The sequence below is a fragment of the Planctomonas sp. JC2975 genome (genome assembly GCF_012985205.1).
GTDB lineage: Bacteria > Actinomycetota > Actinomycetes > Actinomycetales > Microbacteriaceae > Humibacter.
Genome location: NZ_JABEKS010000001.1, coordinates 2,816,260 through 2,837,886 on the forward strand (window position 1 = coordinate 2,816,260; position 21,627 = coordinate 2,837,886).

Genomic DNA, 21,627 nt, shown 5'->3' on the forward strand with positions numbered 1-21,627 from the left:
AAGCAGGTGTAGTGATGTCGACGCCGACCGTCACACAAGACGCCCCCATCGCGGAGCTGGTCGCCGAGGCCGAGTTCGCGAAGATCGGGAAGCGCAAATCCCGTCACAACAGACTGTGGGCGCGCATGGTGCGCTACCGCTGGCTCTATCTGTTGCTCGTCCCCGGCGTGGTCTATTTCGCGCTGTTCAAGTACGCGCCCATGTACGGGGCGATCATCGCGTTCAAGGACTACGTTCCGTTCCTCGGCATCGGCGGAAGCCAGTGGGTGGGGCTCGCGCAGTTCGAGCAGTTCTTCAACAACCCGGACTTCTTCCGGCTCCTCGGCAACACGCTGATCCTCGCGCTGCTGAGCCTCGTGATCGCCTTCCCGGTCACGATCTTCATGGCCCTCATGCTGAACGAGATGCGGATGATGGTGCTCAAGCGCACCGTGCAGACGCTCATCTACATTCCGCACTTCCTCGCGTGGACGGTGGTGGCCTCCCTCACCTACCTTCTCTTCTCACAAGGCGCGGGACCGCTGTTCAGCTTCTTCAACGGCGTTTTCGGAACGCACGTCGACTTCCTCACCGACCCGGCCTGGTTCCGACCGCTGATCGTGCTGCAGGACATCTGGAAGAACACCGGATGGGGAACGATCATCTTCCTCGCGGCGCTCGCCGCCGTCGACCAGGAGCAGTACGAGGCCGCCGTGATCGACGGAGCGGGACGCTTCCAGCGGGTATGGCACGTGACGCTGCCCTCCATCCGCCCGACGATCGTCGTGATGCTGATCTTGCAGATGGGGCAGATCCTCAACACCGGGTTCGAACAGATCTACCTGATGACAAACTCGCTGAACCGGCAGGTGGCCGACGTGTTCGACACGTACGTGTACTTCGTCGGCATCACGCAGGGCGCCTACAGCTACTCGACCGCCGTTGGCCTGTTCAAGGCCGTCATCGGCGTGGTGCTGATCCTCGGCGCCAACTGGCTGGCCAAGCGCTTCAACCAGGACGGGATCTTCTGATGACGCAGCTTTTCGCACCGGGAACTCAGGACTCATCGTTCGACGACGACCGAACATCAGCGCTTCCTGCGGTCCGCGGTACCGGCCCGCGCAAGTCGCGCAGCCAGGCGCAGCGCTTCAACACGCGCGGCGGTAAGGCGTTCGACGTGGTCAACGTCGTGTTTCTCGCGGCGGTGGGCGTGCTCGCCCTCGCGCCGTTCCTCTTCGTGCTCGCCCGGTCGTTCGCGTCGGAGACCGAGCTGGAGACGCGTCCGTTCTTCTTCTGGCCGGATCACTTCGACCTCGGCGCGTACTCCGCCATCTTCACGACACCCTCCTTCACCCGAGCCGTCGTCACCACGGTGCTCGTCACGGCGGTAGGGACCGTCATCCAGCTGCTGATGACGGTGACGATGGCGTACCCGCTCGCGAAGAAGGACCTGCCGGGGCGCAACTTCATCTTGAGCGCGGTGCTCGTGACGCTCGTGTTCGGCGGCGGCATGATTCCGACGTTCCTCATCGTGAAGGAGCTCGGGCTGCTCAATACCTACTGGGCGCTCATTCTGCCGCTGGCGATCAATCCGTTCAGCCTGATCATCATCAAGAACTTCTTCCAGAACCTGCCGGCAGAGCTCGAGGAATCGGCGAAGGTCGACGGCGCGACGGAAGTGCAGGTGCTGATGCGCATCGTGCTGCCGCTGTCGAAGCCGATCCTCGCGACATTCGCTCTGTTCTATGCGGTGGGCATCTGGAACGACTTCATGTCACCGCTGCTCTACCTCAACGACAGCTCGATGTGGACGCTGCAGATGTTCCTGCAGCAGGTGACGGCGGCCACCGACCTGACCACCGCTCAGCAGAGCGATCCGTCGTACATCCCGCCGTCGCAGGGCATCAAGTACGCGGTGATCGTGGTGGCGACGATTCCGGTGCTGATCTTCTATCCGTTCCTGCAGAAGCACTTCGCCAAGGGCATGCTGATCGGGGCGGTGAAGGGATGACGATCCGACTCGCAGGCGACTCGACCGTCGCCCCGCCCAAGCCGCTCGAGCATCCGCTCAGCGGGTGGGGCGGATACCTGCACGAATACGTCGCGGACGACATCGTCAACTATGCGGTCGGCGGTGCAACCACCGCGTCCTTCATCGACGAGGGCCGCTGGCCGGCCCTGCTGAACGATCTGCAGCCCGGCGACACCGTGATCATCCAGTTCGGCCACAACGACCAGAAGGCCAGGCCGCTTTCGGAGGCCATGGACGCCTATCGCGACCGCCTCACATCGTTCCTGGACGACGTGCGGGCCAAGGGCGCGACGCCCGTGCTCGCGACCTCGCCGGAGCGCCGCCTCTTCACCGACGACGGACTGCGGATGTCGCATGGCGGGTATCCGCAGATCGTGCGCGACCTCGGCCGCGACGAGGACGTGCCAGTCATCGACCTCACGGCGTTCACCCGGTGGCTGTACACGTGGCTCGGGCGCGACGACGCCCGCTGCCTGTTCGTGCACTTCGGCCCAGGGGAGTCGCAGTACTGGCCGGACGGCGTACACGACGACACGCACTTCAACACCCACGGGGCACGGGCGCTCGCCGCATTCGTCGCGCACTCGCTCGATGCCGTGCGCCGTTCCGGCGAGCACATCGAGCCGGCAGGGCGCTGGGGCGTGCAGCCGTGAGCCTTCCGACCGGCACGGCAGAGGTGTCCGCCTCGACCGAATCCATCGTGCTCTACACCAACCCGTTGCGTACGCCGGGGGACATCGCGGACTGGATCCCGGAAGGTCCGATGCGCGCGGTCGCGGGGCAGGAGGGACTCGAACTGGAGAGCACGGGTGATGAGGCGGTGCTGGGCGACCGCGCGCACTTCACGGTGTGGTGTCCGGAGGCGCTGCCCGATGGCATCCGCATCTCGTGGTCGTTCCGTCCGCTCACCGACGAGGGCCTCGCGATGGTCTTCTTCGCCGCGGAGGGGATCGGTGCCGACCTTTTCTCGGCCGGCCTCGCAGCTCGGGACGGCTACTATCCGCAGTACCACTCGGGCGACATCCGCACGCTGCATGCGTCGTACTACCGACGTAAATGGTTGAGCGAGCGGCGCTTCACGACCGCGAATCTGCGCAAGTCCCCTGGTTTCCAGCTCGTCGCACAGGGCGCGGACCCGCTGCCGGCGGTCGCCGATGTTGACGGCTTCTACCGCGTCCACGTCGAGAAAGACGGAGCCTCGGTGCGGTTCGGCATCGACGATCTGACCCTGTTCGACTGGCGCGACGAGAGCGGTGACGTGCTCGGTGGCGGGCGGATCGGGTTCCGACACATGGCACCGCTGCGTGCCGCCTACCGAGACCTCGAGGTGACCTCTCTGCATACCTGAACGTGCGGACGCCGAGCCGACCGACCATACCGCACTGCGAACGACACGCACCGACCACGACACGAGACCAACGGACGACACGGAACTGACGGACTACGCACTGATGAACAGCGGAATGAACACGATGAACGAGACGACGATGCAGCAGACCTCGACGGCCGCGGCGACCGCATCCACCGACGCAAGCGGTGCCCCCTTCGACGGCGTGCGGGTGCACTGGCTGGGCGACAGGCCGCCGGGCGAGCTCGAGGCGGCGGTGACGTTCGGCGTCCCGTTGCCGCGGGAGACGGTGGCATCCGTCGACGGGCTCGAAGTCGTCGACGAGGCCGGTGCGCCGGTCGCGGCCCAGCTGTGGCCGCTGGCCACCTGGCCGGACGGCTCGCTCAAGTGGGCGGGCGTGGCGACGGCCGACGCACGCGACGGGTATCGGGTGGTGCAGGCATCCGGTGCGGGCTCGGTCGATGGCTCCGCCTTCGGCTCGGTCACGACTGCGGTCGGGACGGATGCGGCGGCGCAGTCCGTGCACGTGACCCGCGACGCCGACGGCGTTCGCGTCGACACGGGTGCTGTCTCGCTCCTCGTGCCGTCGTCGGGACCGGCGCTGCTGCGGGACGTGCGGATCGACGGCCGCGAGATCGCACGTGAGGCGCGACTCGTCAGCGTGCTGCAGACGACGCCGCCCGAAGAAGAGGAGCGGCGCGACCGGTCCGACTTCGAGAGCGACGTGACGTCGGTCGAGGTCGAGCAGAACGGTCCCGTTCGCGCCGTCGTGCGCGTGCAGGGCGTTCATCGGGCGCTCGACGGTGACCGCTCCTGGCTGCCGTTCACCGTGCGGCTGTACTTCACGGCGGGACGCGAGGGCGTGCGGATGCTGCACTCCTTCGTGTGGGACGGCGACGCCGACCGCGACTTCCTCGCAGGGCTCGGCCTTCGAGTGAGCGTTCCATTGCGTGCAGCGCTCCATGACCGGCACGTGCGGATCGCGGGCGCCGAAGGCGGCGTCTTCGCCGAGGCCGTTCGTGGCATCACGGGACTGCGTCGCGATCCCGGCGAGGCCGTTCGCGCCGCCCAGATCGCCGGAATCCCGACGCCGCCGCTTCAGGAGTGGGCGCCCACGGTGTCCGGACGCCTCGAGCTGATTCCCACGTGGAACGACGTCACGCTCTCGCAGCTCACGCCGGACGGCTTCACGCTGCGCAAGCGCACCGCGGCCGGGCACGCCTGGGTCGGGGTCACGGCGGGCACGCGCGCCGACGGATACGCGTACCTCGGCGACATCGGCGGCGGAGTCGGTCTCGGCGTGCGGGACTTCTGGCAGTCGTATCCGGTGCAGCTCGATGTGCGGGGCGCGGCCACGGACACGGGCTCGCTGACGGCGTGGCTGTACTCGCCCGAGGCCGAGCCCATGGACATGAGGTTCTACCACGACGGACTCGGACAAGACGACTTCGAGACGCAGCTCGAAGGCCTCGAGATCACGTACGAGGACTACGAGCCGGGATTCGGCGATGCCAACGGCATCGCGCGCACCCACGAGTTGTGGCTGCGGCCGTACGGCGCGACACCTGCGACGACGGTGTTCGCCGAGCACGCCCGGCTCGTGGCGGACCCGGCACAGCTCGCTGCGGCGCCGGAGAGCATCCGCTCGGCGGGTGTCTTCGGCGACTGGTCGTTGCCCGATCGGAGCGTGCCGGAGAAGGCCCACCTCGAAGACCAGCTCGACGCCTTGTTCGCGTTCTACCGCGACCAGATCGACCATCGACGCTGGTACGGGTTCTGGAACTTCGGCGACATCATGCACACCTACGACGGCGACCGGCACGTGTGGCGCTACGACGTCGGCGGCTACGCGTGGGACAACTCAGAGCTCTCGCCCGACCTCTGGCTCTGGTACTCGTTCGTGCGCACCGGCCGCAAGGACGTGTTCCGCATGGCGGAGGCCATGACGAGGCACACCGGCGAGGTGGACACCTACCATGCGGGCCGCTTCAAGGGCCTCGGGTCGCGTCACAACGTGCAGCACTGGGGATGCAGCGCCAAGCAGCTGCGCATCAGCAGCCCGGCATACAGACGGTTCTTCTACTTCCTCACGGCCGACGAGCGCACGGGCGACCTGCTCCACGAGCTGCGCGACAGCGACCGCACGTTCCTGGCGCTCGATCCGACCCGCAAGGTGCGTCCGGATGCCGCGACCTACCGCCCTGACCAGCACGCGCTGGCCGTCGGCTTGGGAACCGACTGGGGCGCGCTCGCCGCGACCTGGCTGACGGAGTGGGAGCGCTCGGGCGACGAGTGGTCGCGCGACCGGCTGCTCGGAACCATGGAGGACATCGGATCACTGCCGCACGGATTCCTCACCGGCGAGGCCTTGTACGACCTCAGCACGGGACGCTTCGAGACCACTCGAGACCGCATCTCGGTCTCGCACCTGAGCGCTGTATTCGGGCTCGTCGAGATGTGCAGCGAGCTGATCGCACTGGTCGACGTCCCGGGATTCCGGGACGCCTGGCTGCAGTACTGCCGCCTGTTCCTGGCGACGGATGAGGAGCAGCTCGCAGCCGTCGGCCAGGTGCTCCATGGCACCAACCTCACCCAGGCGCACAGCCGTCTGCTTGCGTACGTCGCGAACGCGACAGGGGACGAGGAACTGGCGCGGCGGGTCTGGCGTGCGTTCGATGCGACGGGAGAATTCCTGGCCAGGGGAGACTTCCACGACGCGGATGCGGCACTTCACGTTCGTACCGTGCTGCCGCCGGAGGTCATCGCGCCCGTGCAGGAGGCCGACCGGGTGTCGACGAACGCCGCGGCCCAGTTCGGCCTTGCGGCCATCCAGAACCTCGCGCTCGTCGGTGAGGCGATCGCCGAGCGCGGCACGTCGGGCAGGGCAGCAGCCTCGACCGCGGAGGCATAAGGGCTCTCGTCGGGGTGTGCGAGTCGGCGCGCGCACCCCGACGAGATCAGTACGCGCTGGTCGGTGACCTCAGTGCCGTGCCGCAGACGACTCGCGCACGACGAGTTCGAAGCCGGCCTTCTCGCGCCTGCCCGGTCCGGTGCGGCCCGCAATGCGCTCCGTGAGCATTTCGACGGCGCGGCGGGCGATGGTCGCCTTGTCGGGCGCGATCGTCGTCAGCGATGGCATGGAGTACCGGCCGTCCTCGATGTCGTCGAAGCCGACGAACGCGATCTGCCGCGGAATTTCCAGGCCCCGTTCCCACGCCGCGCGCATCGCGCCGAGCGCGAGGAGGTCGTTGAAGCAGAAGACCCCATCCGGCGGAGCATCCCCATCCAACATCGCGCGCATGGCCGCTGCGCCGCTCTCCCGCGTGTATTCCACGCGCGACATATATCGGAACGGATCCAGTCCGGCCTCGGTCATCGCGGCGACGAATCCGGCCTCCCGCTGGGCCGTCGTGCCGGCTTCACGGCTCTGCCGGCCGAGCGCCGCGATGCGGGTGCGACCCGTGTCGATGAGATGACGTGTTGCCACGTAGGCAGCCTCGACGCCGTCAACGGCGATCTGGTCGACGCCGGGGCCGTAATCCTCCTCGCCGAGCAGCACGATGGGCTGCGTCGCCGCGGCCGCCTCGATGTCGGCCGCCGTCAGGTTGAGGGCGTTCAGGAGCACGCCATCGAAAGTGCCCGAGACCGAACCACCCTGCAGCATGGCGCGCTCGCGGTCAGGATCGCCGTTGGTCTGGTCGACGACCAGAGTCAGGGAGCGCTGATCGAGCTCAGGGATCAACGATCGTGCGAGATCGGAGAAGTACGGGATGTCGAGCTCTGGAACGACGAACGCGATGACCCCGGTCCGGCTCGTTCGCAGGCCGCGCGCATGCGGGTTCGGGCGGTAGCCCAGCTCATCGATCACGGCCTGCACGCGCTTGCGGGTCTCCGCGCCGACACGGTCGGGAATGTTGACCACGTTCGACACGGTGCGCTGAGAGACACCGGCGACCTTCGCCACATCGTGGGCCGTCACCGCCATGGAGACCTCCTGCTGCATCCCACGAGCCGTTGGATCCCGCGGGCGACCGGCGCCGCTGGATCCTGATATGCGCTCAGAGTACTGCCGACCGGATCGCCGGCGGCATCGCGGCAAACGTTTGCCATTTTCTTGTGCTACGTAGCACAGCGGAACTACGGTGGCATCCGTTCTACGTAGCACAAGCGGGCACCGGCGCCACCGGATCGCCCGGAACTGCCGTCGAAGGAGATGTGCACCATGCCCCCCATCACCACCCCGCTCGTTCGGAGCGCCGCATGAGCGCCCTGAACGAACTGCGAGCGCTGAAGGTTCCGAAGGGAACCAAGCGCGTCAAGGACAAGTCGGAGACCAAGGACAACAAGGCGGCGGCGGTCTTCCTGCTGCCGTGGCTGATCGGCTTCTTCGCCATCACGCTCGGCCCCATGGTCGCGTCGATTTACCTGTCGTTCACGGACTACAACCTGCTGCAGAATCCGAACTTCACCGGACTGACGAACATCGAGCGGATGCTCCAGGACGCCGACCTGGGAAGCTCGCTGATCGTCACTGTCGTCTACACGGTGATCTCGGTTCCGCTGCAGCTCGCCGTCGCACTGGCCATCGCCGTGCTCCTCGACAGAGGAATGCGCGGCCTCTCGTTCTACCGATCGGTGCTGTACCTGCCGTCCCTGCTCGGCGGAAGCGTGGCCATCGCCGTGCTGTGGCGGCTCGTGTTCGGAGGCGAGGGCCTGGTCAACGCGTTCCTCGCGCTGTTCGGCATCCACGGTCCGTCGTGGATCGCCTCCCCGAGCACGGCGCTCGGCACGCTGATCATCCTGCACGTCTGGACGTTCGGCGCTCCGATGGTGATCTTCCTTGCCGGGCTCAGGCAGATTCCCCGGGAACTGTACGAGGCGGCATCCACCGACGGCGCAGGCAAGTGGCGTCAGTTCCGCTCGATCACGCTGCCGATGCTGAGCCCGATCGTCTTCTTCAACCTCGTGCTCGGCATCATCGGTGCGTTCCAGTCGTTCACGCAGGCCTACGTCATCTCGAATGGCTCCGGCGGGCCGACGAACTCGACGCTCTTCATCACTCTGTACCTCTACCAGAAGGCCTTCGGCAGCCTGCAGATGGGATACGCCTCCGCGATCGCGTGGCTGCTCCTGGTGATCGTCGGCGCCGCGACAGCCGTGAACTTCTGGGCCTCCAAGTATTGGGTTTTCTACGATGACTGATCAGCAGACCATCCAGCGTTCACCGCTCTCGATGCCGGCCGCCGGCATCCGAACGGATCGTGCTCCTCGGGATGCCGCCGCTCGCCGCCGCCGGATGTGGGGCGTGCTCAGGCACGTGGTGCTCATCGTGCTCTGCATCGTCATGCTCTACCCGGTGCTGTGGATGGTGGCGAGCTCGCTCCGGCCCAACGGGTACATCTTCAATAACCCGAGCCTCGTGCTCAACACGTTCGAGGTGCAGAACTACACACGGGGATGGGATGCCCTGCAGGCACCGTTCAGCACGTACCTGCTGAACTCGGCGATCATCGTGGTCGGCGCGATCCTCGGCAATCTGCTGACCTGCTCGCTGGCGGCCTACGCGTTCGCTCGGCTGCGCTTCCGCTTCAAGCGGCTGGCGTTCGGGGCGATGCTCGTCACGATGATGCTGCCCATCCAGGTGCTGATCATTCCGCAGTACGTCCTCTACGCCCAGCTCGGCTGGATCAACACCTTCCTGCCGCTGATCCTGCCGAAGTTCCTGGCGACCGATGCGTTCTTCATCTTCCTGATGGTGCAATTCATCCGGGGCATCCCGAGGGAGCTGGACGAGGCGGCGCGGATCGACGGCGCGGGCCATGCGCGCATCTTCCTGCAGATCATCCTGCCCCTGATGAAGCCGGCGCTCGCCACGGCTGCGATCTTCACGTTCATCTGGACCTGGAACGACTTCTTCTCGCAGCTGATCTTCGTCACGGCACCGGACAAGTACACGGCCTCCGTCGCGCTGCGTCAGTTCGTCGACCCGACATCGCAGTCCGATTTCGGTGCGCTCTTCGCCATGAGCGTGGTCACTCTCATCCCGGTGTTCCTGGCGTTCCTGTTCGGTCAGCGATTCCTGCTCAGGGGCATCGCGACCACCGGCGGCAAGTGAGCGGATGCCCGTCGGCGCGTTTCCGGGACCGCCCCGGCCTCAGAGACGCGCCACCCGATCGACCCCTCTGATCACCACGTCAATCCATTCGAAGGAGAATCATGAAACGTCATACCCGCATACGTCGGCACGCCATCGCTGCCGTCGCCGCGATCTCCGCACTCATGCTCAGCGGCTGTGCCGTCGGCGGCGGAACCAGCGCCGGAAGCGCCGACGGAGGCGCCAAGCTCAGCGACAAGCCGGTGACCATCTCGCTGTACTGGTGGGGATCCGCATCGCGAGTCACCTCGACCGAGGCGGCGGTGAAGCTGTTCGAGAAGGCGCACCCGAACATCACCGTCAAGATGCAGTCCACGGACTGGGGCAGCTATTGGGACAAGCTCGCGACGAGCGTCGCGGGCGGTCAGGCCCCTGACGTCATGCAGTTCGACCAGGTCTACGTCGCGTCGTATGCCCAGCGCGGCGCGCTGGCCGACCTCGGCGAGTACAGCAAATACCTCGACACGTCGTACCTGTCCAAGAACGTTCGGGACACCGGCGAATACAACAGCAAGCTCTATGCGTTGCCGATCGGACTGAACTCGATCGGAGTCGCGATCAACAAGAGCGTGTTCGACAAGTACGGCGTGAAGGTCCCCGACACCACTTCGTGGACGTGGGACGACCTGACCGCCGTCGCGAAGAAGATCACCAAGGCGTCTGACGGAAAGGTGCTCGGGCTCGATCCGCTGGGCGGCGACTCGGTGTCGCTCACGCTATGGGCGAGACAGCATGGGAATGCGCTCTTCAACCAGAAGGGCGACGTGGTCCTCAAGCCCTCGGTTCTCACCGACTACTGGGAGTACTCGCTCGACCAGATCAAGTCCGGCATCACTCCGAGCCCGTCGCAACTGGCCGAAGGCTCAGGGGCCACGATCGATCAAACGGACTTGGCGGCCGGCAAGGTGGCGATGGCGTTCATCCCCTCGAACCTGACGGCGTACCAGGTGGCGGCGCCGGACGAGAAGCTCGACATGCTGCCCTTCCCTTCCGATTCGAATGCGAAGAAGGGATGGCAGTACCTCAAGTCGTCGATGTACTGGACGCTCTCGAGCAAGTCGGCGCACCCGGCTGAGGCCGCCGAGCTGATCGACTACCTGTCCACGAACTCCAAGGTCGGAAGCCTCTTCGGCGCCGAGCGCGGAACTCCTGCCAACCCGTCGTTCCAGAAGGAGATCACGCCGGACCTTGCGGGGTCGGACAAGATCGTCATGAACTACATCAAGCAGGCGACGGCAGAGTCGGGCACGCCGGCACCCATCACGCCGGTCGGCGGTCAGGACGCCGACAGCCTGCTCAGCCAGTACTGGCAGAACGTGCAGTTCGGCAAGGCGACACCGCAGCAAGCCGCACAGCAGTACATCGCGCAACTGAAGAAGGAAATCGCAGCAGCCAAGAGCTGACGGCGAGAGTCACGCGGTGGGGCGTCGTACCTCGGCGCCCCGCCGCTGCTCTGTTCTCCACCGGGCCGGTCCACGTGGCCGGCCCGACACGGGCCGGACTTCGGCCACGGTCGACAACCACAACGCTTGGGATCCAGACACCATGACACACCCCCTTTCCTTTCCGGCAGCGCTTCCGAACGGACGCGGTGACGAGCATCCGCAGCCCAGGCCCGAGTATCCGCGGCCGCAGCTGGTGCGCGACGGCTGGCTGAACCTCAATGGCACGTGGGAGTTCGAGATCGATGCCGGCGACAGCGGACTGGAGCGCGGGCTGCTGCAGCGAAGGCTCTCCGACACGATCACGGTGCCGTTCGCCCCTGAGTCGGCGGCATCCGGAATCGAGAACACCGACTTCATGGAGGCGGTCTGGTACCGCACACGTTTCACGGTTCCTGAGGGGTGGGAGGGCAAGCAGGGCGTCCTGCACTTCGGCGCAGTCGACCACGACACGACTGTGTGGGTCGACGGGGTCGAGGCCGTACGCCACCGAGGCGGCTTCACGCCGTTCCGGGCGCAGCTCGGCGAACTGACGCCGGGCGCCGAGGTCACGGTGGTCGTCCGTGCCCGCGACCTGCGCCGCGAGCCGAAAGCCGGCGGCAAGCAGTCAACCTGGTACGAGAACACGGACTGCTACTACACGCGCACCACCGGCATCTGGCAGACGGTGTGGGTGGAGGCGGTTGATCCGCTGCACCTGCGCCGGGTTCGGATCACGCCGGACGTCGATGCGAGAGCCTTCCAGTGCGAGCTGGTGCCCAGTCGGAACGCCTCCGGTGCGACGGCGGCCCTGCGTCTCTACGCGAACGGATCCCTCGTCGCGACGGCGACGACGGGCATCAGCACCGGCCTTTCGGGCACTGCCCGGCTCGAACTCGACGACGCTGATGTGCGCTTGTGGTCTCCGGCCGACCCCTTCCTCTACACGCTCGAGATCGACGTGGCGGATGCCTCCGGCAGGGTCACCGATCGCGTGTCGAGCTACGCGGGACTGCGCGGGGTCGCGATCGACGGAACGGCCGTGCTCCTCAACGGCGAGCACGTCTTCCAGCGGTTGGTGCTCGACCAGGGGTACTGGCCGGAGTCCCTCATGACCGCGCCGAGCGACGACGCCCTGGTGCGCGACATCCGCCTCGGCATGGAAGCCGGATTCAACGGTGCCCGGCTGCACCAGAAGGTCTTCGAGGAGCGCTACCTCTATCACGCCGACCGGCTGGGATACCTGGTCTGGGGCGAGTTCGGGGACTGGGGAGTTTCGGGGGCCGGAACCATCGGGCACAACCAGGGACCGACGGCATCCTTCACGACTCAGTGGCTCGAGGCGTTGGAGCGCGACATCAACCACCCGGCGATCATCGGATGGTGCCCCCTGAACGAGACGCACCAGACGCTGCACGATCGCATCACCGTGCTCGACGATGTCACGCGGGGCATGTTCCTGGCGACGAAGCTGGCGGATCCGACGCGTCCCGTGATCGATGCGTCGGGGTACTCGCACCGTGTGCGCGAGGTGGACGTCTGGGATGCCCACTCGTACGAGCAGGATCCGGTCGCGTTCGCGCATCAGCAGTCCGGTGCTGTCGACGGACATCCCTACTTCAACACGGAAGACGACCGTCCCATCTCCGTTCCATACGGCGGACAGCCGTTCTTCGTCTCCGAGTTCGGCGGCATCTGGTGGAACGAAGAGCTCGCGCGCAACGACGACGGCACGTACTCCTGGGGGTACGGACAGCGGGTGCGCACCATCGAGGACTTCCACGAGCGCTTCGCGGGCCTCGTCGGCGTGCTCCGTGAGGATCGGAGCATGTTCGGCTACTGCTACACGCAGCTGACCGACACCTTCCAGGAGCAGAACGGGCTGTACGGGTTCGATCGACGTCCGAAGTTCGACATCGATGTCATCCGCGCAGTGCAGACAGCACCCGCCGCTTACGAGTCGCGTCGGCGGGACTGACTCGCACGAGACGTCGGGAACTGGCATCCGGATCGTCCGGGCATCGCTTTTCCCGACGTCTCGCGGCCGCCCTGCATTCGTGAATCGCTTCAGAGTGCAGAAAGTGCTGCTCGTTTGGTCACGAACAGCACTTCCTGCACTTCAAACGCGATCTCGAAGGGTGGCGGCGGCGGAGGCAGCGAACGCGATCTCGAAGGGCCGATGGTCGCGATCGTGATGCTGACGGTCGTACGCGACTCAGCGCGGGTCGTACCGCGTGGTCGCCTGGGTTGCGATCACGAGCCGGCGCAGGTCTGCGAGCCCTCCGGACACGGCCCTGGCAGCGCGCGCCTGAACGAGCACGTTTCCGAGTGCCGTCGCCTCGACGGGTCCCGCGATCACGGGCACTCCAGCGCGATCCGCCGTCGCCTGGCAGAGCAGTGCGTTCAGTGAGCCGCCCCCGACCAGGTTGATGGCCGAAAGGGGAGTGCCCGCGAGAGCGGATGCCCGCGCAGCGGCGCGCGCGAACGCATCCGCGAGCGACTCCACGATGCTCCGCACATACTGGGCCCGGCTGTCCGGTGCTCGACCCGCTGCCTCGACGCAGAGCTGGGCGACCCGCGATGGCATGTCGCCCTGGGGCATCAGCCGCGGATCGTCGATGTCGAACAGGATGTACGGCACGTCGGGCGCTGAAGCCTCGAGCAACACACTCTCGATATCGGTGACCACTGGGTACCGACCGCCGGGACGGCGGTCGGCGCTGGCGTCGCGGCGGAGGCCAGAAATGGCCCCCGCTTTCAGCTCCAGGGCGCGCACGCACTCGTTCAGCACCCACAGGCCCATCACGTTGTGCAGGAGACGGGTCGTGCCGTCGACGCCGCGCTCATTGGTGAACCCGGCGTCGCGAGCCTCGGCGGTCAGCACCGGTGTAGCGGTCTCGACCCCGACGAGTCCCCACGTGCCGCACGAGATGAACGCCGAACCCTCGCCGTCGGAGGTCGCGAACGGGGTCGCGACGACGGCGGATGCCGTGTCGTGCGATCCGACGGCGACGACAGGAGTCGATTCCGGCAGCCCGGTCCGTGCTGCGATCTCGGCGGTCAGCGTGCCGATGATCGTTCCGGGACGGACGATCGCCGGCAGGATATCCACCTGCACCCCGATCCGCTCCGCGAGCTCCGCGTCCCAGTGCGGATCCGCATCCGCGGCCAGCACGAGCCCGGTGGTCGAGGCGTTCGTCTCCTCCGCGACGCGGACGCCGGTGAGCCAGTATGCGAACAGATCCGGGATCAGCGCGATGCCGTCGTCATCGCCGTTCGTGCTGGTCAGCCCGTCGGTTGAGCTTGTCCTGCCGTCGGTTGAGCTGGTCAGGCCGGCGGTCGAGTTGGTCACACCGTCGGGTGAGCTTGTCGAGACCGAGCCGGCAGTGTCGGGTTTCGGCAGGCTCAATCCGCGGTGGCGATCGTCGCTGTCCTTGCGCAAGCCGCTGTCGGCAGCGAACTGGTAGAGAGTGTTGAAAGGCAGGAACTGCAGTCCGTTGCGGTCGTAGAGCTCGTCGAACGGGACGAGGCGATGCACGGCATCCACTCCTGCGTCGTTGCGCGAATCCCGGTAGTGGAACGGCTCGGCCACGAGCTCACCGCCGCGCACAATGCCGTAGTCCACCGCCCAGGAGTCGATGCCGATCGACGCGATGTGCTCGCCGCGACGGGCGGCGGATGCCGCGGCATCCGCGAGCCCGCTGAGCACGGCGTCGCGGAGCGCGACGATGTCCCAGTGAAGGCCGTCCGCGCGCTGCACGGGTTCGTTCGGGAAGCGCGCGACCTCCTCCAGTTCCAGCAGTGGGCCGAGTCCGTCGGGTGACGGATCGCGGTCCGGCCCGGTCGCACCGCTCGGATCCACGCCGGATCGGACGCGTCCGAGCATGACGCGTCCGCTTGTCGCGCCGAGGTCGACTGCAGCGACGACGACCGAATCGTTCATCGCAGGAACGCGGCCGCGACGCCGGAGTCCACGGGGATGTGGAGTCCCGTGGTGCGGCTGAGCTCGGGTCCCGTGAGCACGTACACGGCGTCGGCGACGTTCTCGGGCACGACCTCGCGCTTGAGGATGGTGCGGTTCGCGTAGTACTGGCCGAGGTCCTCTTCCTTCACGCCGTAGGTCGCGGCGCGGTTCGCGCCCCAGCCGGATGCGAAGATGCCCGAGCCCCGCACGACGCCGTCGGGGTTGATGCCGTTGACGCGCACGCCGTGCTCGCCGAGCTCGACGGCCAGCAGGCGCACCTGGTGCGCCTGATCCGCCTTCGTCGCGGAGTACGCGATGTTGTTCGGGCCGGCGAAGACGCTGTTCTTCGACGAGATGTAGACGATGTCGCCGCCCATACCCTGGGCGATGAGAGCGGATGCCGCGGCCTTCGACACCAGGAACGATCCCTTGGCCATCACGTCGTGCTGCAGATCCCAGTCCTTCTCGGTGGTCTCCAGCAGCGGCTTCGAGAGCGAGAGCCCGGCGTTGTTGACCACGAGGTCGATGCCGCCGAACGCGAGCACCGTCGCGTCGATGGCGGCTTGCACGCCCTCGGCGTCGGCCACGTTCGCGGCGACCCCGATCGCGACATCACTGTTGCCGAGCTCGGCGGCCACGGCCTGCGCCTTCTCGAGGTCGAGGTCCGCGACCACGACGCACGCCCCCTCCTTGGCCAGGCGCGTCGCGATGGCCTTGCCGATGCCGGATGCCGCGCCCGTGACGAATGCGATGCGCCCCTGATGGGTCCTCGGCTTCGGCAGGCGCTGAAGCTTGGCCTCCTCGAGTGCCCAGTATTCGATGCGGAACTTCTCGGCGTCCGAGATGGGGGAGTACGTCGAGAGCGACTCAGCGCCGCGCATCACGTTGATCGCGTTCACGTAGAACTCGCCGGCCACGCGCGCCGTCTGCTTGTTGGCTCCGTAGCTGAACATGCCGACGCCGGGAACGAGCACGATGAGCGGGTCCGCGCCGCGAATCGCAGGACTGTCGGCAGTCGCGTACGTGTCGTAGTACGACTGGTAGTCGGCGCGGTACTGCTCGTGCAGCTCCTTCAGGCGGGCGATCTGCTCCTCGAGAGATGCCGTGGCCGGCAGGTCGAGCAGCAGCGGCTTCACCTTGGTGCGCAGGAAGTGGTCTGGGCAGCTGGTGCCGAGCGCGGCCAGGGCCGGAGCCTTCTCCGCCGCCAGGAAGTCGAGCACGACATCCGAGTCGGTGTAGTGCCCGACCATCGGCTTGTCGTGCGAGGCGAGCCCGCGCACCGTCGGAGCGAGCGCTGCGGCACGGGCGGCGCGCTCGGCATCCGGAAGCGCCTCGAATCCGGAACGGATCCCGCCGAAGGGCGCCGGATGCCCGTGCTCGGCGATGTACGCAGCCGCCGTCTCGATGATCCACAGCGAGTTCGCCTCGGCTTCGTCGGACGTGTCGCCCCACGCGGTGATGCCGTGGCCGCCGAGCACGGCGCCGATCACGCCAGGGTCGGCTGCCTTGATGGCGGCGATGTCCAGCCCGAGCTGGAAGCCCGGACGGCGCCACGGGACCCACGCCACCTTGCCGCCGAAGATCGTGGCGGTCAGAGCCTCGCCCTCTGCGGCGGTGGCGATGGCGATCCCGGAGTCGGGATGAAGGTGGTCGACATGCGGGGCATCCACCAGCCCGTGCATGGCGGTGTCGATCGACGGTGCCGCGCCGCCCTTGCCGTGCAGGCAGTAGTCGAATGCGGCGACCATCTCGTCTTCGCGCTCGACTCCCGGATACACGTTCACCAGCGAGCGAAGCCGGTCGAGGCGCAACACGGCCAGACCGGACTCCTTCAGCGTGCCCAGGTCGCCGCCTGACCCCTTGACCCAGAGCAGCTCGACGTCCTCACCCGTGACGGGATCGGTCTCCGTCCCCTTCGCCGACGTGTTGCCGCCTGCGTAGTTCGTGTTGCGCGGATCGGCGCCCAGGCGATTGCTGCGCGCGATGAGCTCGCTCGCGGTCTGGTTGGTCATGGCTGGTGGTTCCTTCTCAGGTGGATGCGGCTCGAGTGGATGCTGGGCGCTCAGGCGGGTGCGGGGAGCGAGTGGATGCGCGCGGCATACCGGTCGATCGAGACCGTCGCGGCCGGCTCGTCTGGACGGTTGAGGTACCCGTGTCCGGTGCCGGCCTCGGTGAGGACCTGGATGTCGCGCCCGGCGGCCCGCAAAGTCGCCGCGAACACCTCGCCGGAGACACGAAGCTCGTCGACCTCGCCGTTGATCATGATGGTCGGCGGGAACTCCGCCAGGTCGGATGTCGTCGCGAGCCCGGGAGCGGCCATGAGGTCGGCGCTTTCCGCCGGTGCGTCGAGGTAGTTCTCGTACATGGCGCGAACCGGATCGGGTCCGAAGCGGTCGGAATCCGGGTCGGCGTCGAGGGCAGCCCGGAGGCCGGAGTCCGGTGCCGGCTGGATGGCCAGCAGCGTTGGATACGCGAGCAGGTCCAGCGCAGGAACGGGACCGCCCTCCGCCATGAGTCGCAGCGTCGCTCCGGCGGCGAGGTTGCCGCCGGCGCTCGCGCCACCGAGTGCCCACGCGCCGTTCGCCAGACCGGATGCCACGGCCCAGCCGAACGCGAACGCCACCTCCTGCGAGGCGACCGGATAGTGCACGCCGTCGTGACCGGATCCGTCGTCTGCGGCCTGAGGTGCCAGCCGGTAGTCGACGGAGACGACGACGATCCCGCGGGCCGCGAACGACCGGGCGACCCAGTCGCCCTCCGGCATGTCGAGGTCGCCTGCCCAGAATCCGCCACCGTGCAACCACACGAGGCCTTGACCTGTTGCCTCCCCGCTCGGACGGTAGATCCGCAGCGGAACCGCGCCGTGCGGACCGGCGATGGTGCGGTTCTCGACGGCGATGCCGGCAATCGTCTCGGCTGTGACGGTCGGTGCCGCGGACTCCGATGCAGCCGTCGACTCCTGCGTTGCGGGGGATGAGGTGGTCATGCGCCCCATCCTGCCTGGGTGCCGCCGACGCGCTCCGCCTCGATCTTCTCCTGGTATCCGGATGCCGCGTACGCAGCCATCGGGTCGCGAGGAAGGCCGCGGGACTCGCGCCAGTCTGCGAGGTCGGCACGGACATCCGTGTAGAAGGCGTCCATCACGATGCCGTTGGCGGCCAGCACGTCACCGGCGGCCTGGGCGGCCGACAGTGCGTCGCGATCGACGAGCAGAGCGCGAGCCGTCATCTCCTGCACGTTGAGCACGGAGCGGATCTGGCCTGGCACCTTCTTCTCGATGTTGTGGCACTGGTCGAGCATGAAGGCGACGTCGGGGTTGGCGTACCCGCCACCGCGCACGACCTCGACGATGATGCGGAACAGCTGGAACGGATCCGCGGCTCCCACGATGAGGTCGTCATCGGCGTAGAAGCGCGAGTTGAAGTCGAACGAGCCGAGCTTTCCGAGGCGCAGCAGCTGCATCACGATGAACTCGATGTTCGTGCCTGGCGCGTGGTGTCCGGTGTCGAGGCACACGACGGCACGGTCGCCGAGGGCGGAGGTCTGTGCGTAGGACGTGCCCCAGTCGGGAACGTCGGTGTGGTAGAACGCCGGCTCGAAGAACTTGTACTCGAGCACGAGACGCTGACCTTCGCCGATCCGCTCGTAGATCTTCGACAGCGAGTCGTGCAGGCGGTCCTGGCGGGCGCGCATGTCGTCCTGACCCGGGTAGTTTGTGCCGTCGGCCAGCCAGATCTTGAGGTCTCGGCTGCCGGTCTCGTTCATGATGTCGATGCACTCGAAGTGGTGGTCGATCGCCTTCTGGCGGATCACCGGGTCGGAGTGGGTGACAGAGCCGAGCTTGTAGTCGTCGTCCTGGAACGTGTTCGAGTTGATCGTGCCGAGCGCGACGCCGTTGTCGTCGGCGTGCTTCTTCAGCTCCGAGTAGGACGGCACCTTGTCCCAGGGGATGTGCAGTGCGACTGTCGGCGCGAGTCCGGTGTTCTTGTGCACCTGCGCGGCGTCGGAGATCTTCTCGAACGGATCGCGCGGCGTGCCCGCCGAGCCGAAGACCTTGAACCGGGTGCCTGAGTTGCCGAACGCCCAACTCGGCAGCTCGATCGCCTGCCGTGCGAGCAGGTCGAGTGTGGCGGACGGGATCGTCATGGTGTTGCCTTTCTTGCCGGCCCCGCATCCTCACGGGGAGAGCTCATGATGAGGTCGATGATTACGCGGATGCGCCGTCTGCGCTCGAGTCTTCAGCTGCTGCGAGGAGATCGGCGAGGTTGAACACCTCGGGGAGCTGCTCGGATGCCTGATCTGCCCGCCCGTCGAGCGCGACGAAGAAGCGGCCCATGTCCGCTTCCCACCTGGCCGCGACCTCGGACTCGGCGAGGTAGCGGTCGCTGGCGGCCGCGTCATCCGTCTCGAAGTATCCGATCAGCTCGCCGTCGTCGGCGAGGAAGAGGGAGTAGTTGCGGCGCCCGGATGCCGCGATCTCGCGCAGCATCTCCGGCCACACTGCCGCGTGTCGTCGGCGGTATTCGCCGAGGAGTTCCGGGCGCACCCTGAGCCGGAAGCACACGCGCTGCGGTGACGTCATCGTCGGTTCTCTCCATTCGCGCTCGTAACGACGTGCACGCCAGTCGCTCGACTGGGCAAGTCGCTATTGAATCGTTTCATAGATCGCTGTCGTCTGCAAGCAGGATCCCGTGCGCGGCATTGGCCCGAACCACGCTTGTGAATCGATTCAGCGGTTGCTACCGTGACCGTTGTCGGTGGACGGAGCCCGCAGACGATGCGGAAGCCGTCAGCGTACGTGTATGGTCCGCGGTCGACGACAGCGCCGTGAGATGATTCGCTTCACGCGTGTTCGAACACCGCGGCGCAATCCTCCCTAGGAGGCGGGAGCGCAGCGGACGTGTTCAGGAGGTGCTCATGGTCAGCGTGCGCGACGTGGCGATCGCAGCAGGAGTGTCGGTCGGAACCGTCTCGAACGTGCTGAACCGGCCCGATCGAGTCGCCCCGGCCACCGTTGAGCGCGTCAACGCGGCGATCGCCGAGCTTGGTTTCGTGCGCAACGACGCCGCACGTCAACTACGTGCCGGACGGAGCCGAAGCATCGGACTCATCGTGCTCGACGTCGGAAACCCCTTCTTCACCGAAGTGGCGCGCGGCGCGGAGAAGCGGGCCGCGGAAGACGGCTTCTCCGTGCTCGTCGGCAACAGTGATGAGTCCACCCCTCGCGAGAGCGGCTACCTCGATCTCTTCGAGGAGCAACGCGTGCATGGAGTACTGATCAGTCCCGTTGCCGACGACCTGCCGCGGCTGCGCAAGACGCGGGAGCGCGGCATCCCCGTCGTTCTCGTCGACCGTGAGGCGCCAGACCACAGCTTTTCCTCCGTTGCCGTCGACGACGTCGCGGGGGGAAAGACCGCCGTTGAACATCTGATCGATATCGGGCGCAAGCGCATCGCGTTCGTCGGCGGTCCCGATTCGATCAGACAGGTGGCGGATCGCCTGGCTGGGGCTCGGATCGCGGCATCCGAACGAGCGGGCGTGGCACTCGAGTACATCCCGACAAGCTCGCTGACGGTGCGAGCAGGCGTGCAAGCCGCGAAGACGTTCCTCGAGCGAGACGCTTCGCAGCGCCCGGACGCCGTGTTCGCCGCCAACGACCTCATCTCGATCGGTGTGCTTCAGGCCGCCATGCTTGCTGGTGTGCGTCCGCCTCACGACCTCGCCATCGTCGGATACGACGACATCGACTTCGCGGCCACGGCCACGGTTCCGCTGACGTCGATGCGGCAGCCGGCCGCCCTGATCGGCCACACCGCCGTCGATCTTCTCCTCGCGCAAGCGGAGCAGGGAGAAGGCTTCGAACCGAAGCAGGTGGTGTACCAGCCGGAACTCGTGGTGCGGCAGTCGACCGCGCTGGACTGACTGTCCGAAGCGCACGACGGGTCGGGAACGCCGCGCCGGCCCGAATCCGAGAGAGAAGATCGCGGAGTCTTCAAGCCGCGCGAGCCGAGGGCCGACGAGGATCACCGGAGGATCGATGCAGCACCACGAGCTGGCACTCGCCGCGTACATCGACGACGTTCGGAACGATCCGGAAGTGCTCGGGATCATCCTGGTCGGATCGCTTGCCAGGGGAGCGGAGCGGGAGAGTTCCGACGTCGATGTCTATCTCGTTGTGACGGACGCTGCATACGAGCGCAGCGCGGATGCCGGCAAGTTCGCCTGGACCGCCCGTCATGGCCTGGATTACCCCGGGTCGTACATCGACGTGAAGCTGGTGAGCCCCGGATATCTCACGTCGGCTGCCGAGCACGGAGACGACCCGACCCGCGCTTCGTTCGCCGGGGCTCGGATCGCGTTCTCACGCGATGAGTCGTTGGATGCCGTGGTCGCCGCGATCTCCACGCTTCCCGAGGCGGCGTGGGGAGAACGCATCCGATCGCATGTCGCACAAGCACTGCTCTACGGCGGGTACTTCCTCGCGCAGGGAGACGACCGGGGAGACGCGTTCCTCGTGCGTCACGCGGCCGTGCATCTGACGCTCGCGGCGGCGCGTGCCGCGCTCGCTTCTGCGCATGTGCGTGGCAGCGTGCCGTTGACGATCCGGGCATCGAGACCGGATCCGACCTGCTGGTCAGGCTGACCGAGTGGCTCGGCGCCGGAGTCACGTCGGACGAAGCGCTGTCCACGTTCATCCGCGACAACGAGCTCACCTGGCTGCGCGGTGGC

At 66.9% G+C, this 21,627-nt stretch carries 17 protein-coding genes; 11 read left to right on the forward strand and 6 right to left on the reverse strand.

All coding sequences use genetic code 11. The features are described from left to right. Positions 1 to 14: 14 nt before the first annotated feature. From HII28_RS12850 to HII28_RS12870, 5 genes are all read left to right on the forward strand, one after another. Positions 15 to 1,010 carry an ABC transporter permease subunit gene (locus HII28_RS12850; RefSeq protein WP_170025740.1) on the forward strand — a complete coding sequence of 332 codons (996 nt, stop codon included), beginning with the start codon at positions 15 to 17 and terminating at the stop codon, positions 1,008 to 1,010. Further along, a complete protein-coding gene (locus tag HII28_RS12855) occupies positions 1,010 to 1,990 on the forward strand; it encodes a carbohydrate ABC transporter permease (protein ID WP_170025741.1) in 981 nt (326 codons plus the stop codon). Before HII28_RS12850 ends, HII28_RS12855 begins: the two co-directional genes overlap by 1 nt. Next, a complete protein-coding gene (locus tag HII28_RS12860) occupies positions 1,987 to 2,664 on the forward strand; it encodes a rhamnogalacturonan acetylesterase (RefSeq protein ID WP_170025742.1) in 678 nt (225 codons plus the stop codon). The genes HII28_RS12855 and HII28_RS12860 overlap by 4 nt, the downstream gene beginning before the upstream one ends. Next, positions 2,661 to 3,359, forward strand: a complete 699-nt coding sequence (locus tag HII28_RS12865) for a DUF1961 family protein (protein WP_346769301.1) — start codon at positions 2,661 to 2,663, stop codon at positions 3,357 to 3,359. The genes HII28_RS12860 and HII28_RS12865 overlap by 4 nt, the downstream gene beginning before the upstream one ends. 115 nt (positions 3,360 to 3,474) lie before the next feature. Then, positions 3,475 to 6,270 (forward strand): Tat pathway signal sequence domain protein, encoded by a 2,796-nt coding sequence (locus HII28_RS12870; protein WP_205864650.1) that lies wholly within the window; start codon positions 3,475 to 3,477, stop codon positions 6,268 to 6,270. A 69-nt stretch (positions 6,271 to 6,339) separates the two neighbouring features. Here the strand turns inward: HII28_RS12870 and HII28_RS12875 are convergent, their stop codons facing one another. After that, positions 6,340 to 7,344 carry a LacI family DNA-binding transcriptional regulator gene (locus HII28_RS12875; protein WP_170025743.1) on the reverse strand — a complete coding sequence of 335 codons (1,005 nt, stop codon included), beginning with the start codon at positions 7,342 to 7,344 and terminating at the stop codon, positions 6,340 to 6,342. Between the two features lie 275 nt (positions 7,345 to 7,619). Here HII28_RS12875 and HII28_RS12880 point away from each other — a divergent pair, with 275 nt between their 5' ends. From HII28_RS12880 to HII28_RS12895, 4 genes are all read left to right on the forward strand, one after another. Then, complete coding sequence (locus HII28_RS12880; RefSeq protein ID WP_170025744.1) at positions 7,620 to 8,561, forward strand: sugar ABC transporter permease; 942 nt, start codon at positions 7,620 to 7,622, stop codon at positions 8,559 to 8,561. A gap of 31 nt (positions 8,562 to 8,592) precedes the next feature. After that, positions 8,593 to 9,474: a carbohydrate ABC transporter permease gene (locus HII28_RS12885; RefSeq protein ID WP_240977912.1), complete on the forward strand. Its 882-nt coding sequence runs from the start codon at positions 8,593 to 8,595 to the stop codon at positions 9,472 to 9,474. Between the two features lie 101 nt (positions 9,475 to 9,575). Further along, on the forward strand, positions 9,576 to 10,916 hold the full coding sequence (locus tag HII28_RS12890; protein WP_170025746.1) for a sugar ABC transporter substrate-binding protein: 1,341 nt from the start codon (positions 9,576 to 9,578) through the stop codon (positions 10,914 to 10,916). A gap of 142 nt (positions 10,917 to 11,058) precedes the next feature. Further along, positions 11,059 to 12,912: a sugar-binding domain-containing protein gene (locus tag HII28_RS12895; protein WP_170025747.1), complete on the forward strand. Its 1,854-nt coding sequence runs from the start codon at positions 11,059 to 11,061 to the stop codon at positions 12,910 to 12,912. Between the two features lie 237 nt (positions 12,913 to 13,149). On the opposite strand, the gene HII28_RS12900 is transcribed toward HII28_RS12895, so the two are convergent. From HII28_RS12900 to HII28_RS12920, 5 genes are all read right to left on the reverse strand, one after another. Beyond that, positions 13,150 to 14,877 (reverse strand): FGGY-family carbohydrate kinase, encoded by a 1,728-nt coding sequence (locus tag HII28_RS12900; RefSeq protein ID WP_240977353.1) that lies wholly within the window; start codon positions 14,875 to 14,877, stop codon positions 13,150 to 13,152. Beyond that, positions 14,874 to 16,910 (reverse strand): bifunctional aldolase/short-chain dehydrogenase, encoded by a 2,037-nt coding sequence (locus HII28_RS12905; RefSeq protein ID WP_170025748.1) that lies wholly within the window; start codon positions 16,908 to 16,910, stop codon positions 14,874 to 14,876. Before HII28_RS12905 ends, HII28_RS12900 begins: the two co-directional genes overlap by 4 nt. Before the next feature lie 50 nt (positions 16,911 to 16,960). After that, positions 16,961 to 17,884 (reverse strand): alpha/beta hydrolase fold domain-containing protein, encoded by a 924-nt coding sequence (locus HII28_RS12910; RefSeq protein ID WP_170025749.1) that lies wholly within the window; start codon positions 17,882 to 17,884, stop codon positions 16,961 to 16,963. Continuing rightward, complete coding sequence (rhaI, locus tag HII28_RS12915; protein ID WP_170025750.1) at positions 17,881 to 19,044, reverse strand: L-rhamnose isomerase; 1,164 nt, start codon at positions 19,042 to 19,044, stop codon at positions 17,881 to 17,883. The genes HII28_RS12910 and rhaI overlap by 4 nt, the downstream gene beginning before the upstream one ends. A gap of 61 nt (positions 19,045 to 19,105) precedes the next feature. Further along, the gene (locus HII28_RS12920; RefSeq protein WP_170025751.1) at positions 19,106 to 19,480 is read right to left on the reverse strand and encodes an L-rhamnose mutarotase; all 375 of its coding nucleotides are present in this window, start codon (positions 19,478 to 19,480) and stop codon (positions 19,106 to 19,108) included. Between the two features lie 335 nt (positions 19,481 to 19,815). On the opposite strand from HII28_RS12920, the gene HII28_RS12925 reads away from it, so the two are divergent. Both HII28_RS12925 and HII28_RS12930 read left to right on the forward strand, forming a co-directional pair. Beyond that, a complete protein-coding gene (locus HII28_RS12925; RefSeq protein WP_170025752.1) occupies positions 19,816 to 20,820 on the forward strand; it encodes a LacI family DNA-binding transcriptional regulator in 1,005 nt (334 codons plus the stop codon). Positions 20,821 to 20,935: 115 nt separating this feature from the next. Further along, entirely contained in the window at positions 20,936 to 21,541 is a 606-nt protein-coding gene (locus tag HII28_RS12930) for a nucleotidyltransferase domain-containing protein (protein ID WP_170025753.1), read from the forward strand. The last annotated feature ends 86 nt before the right edge of the window (positions 21,542 to 21,627 follow it).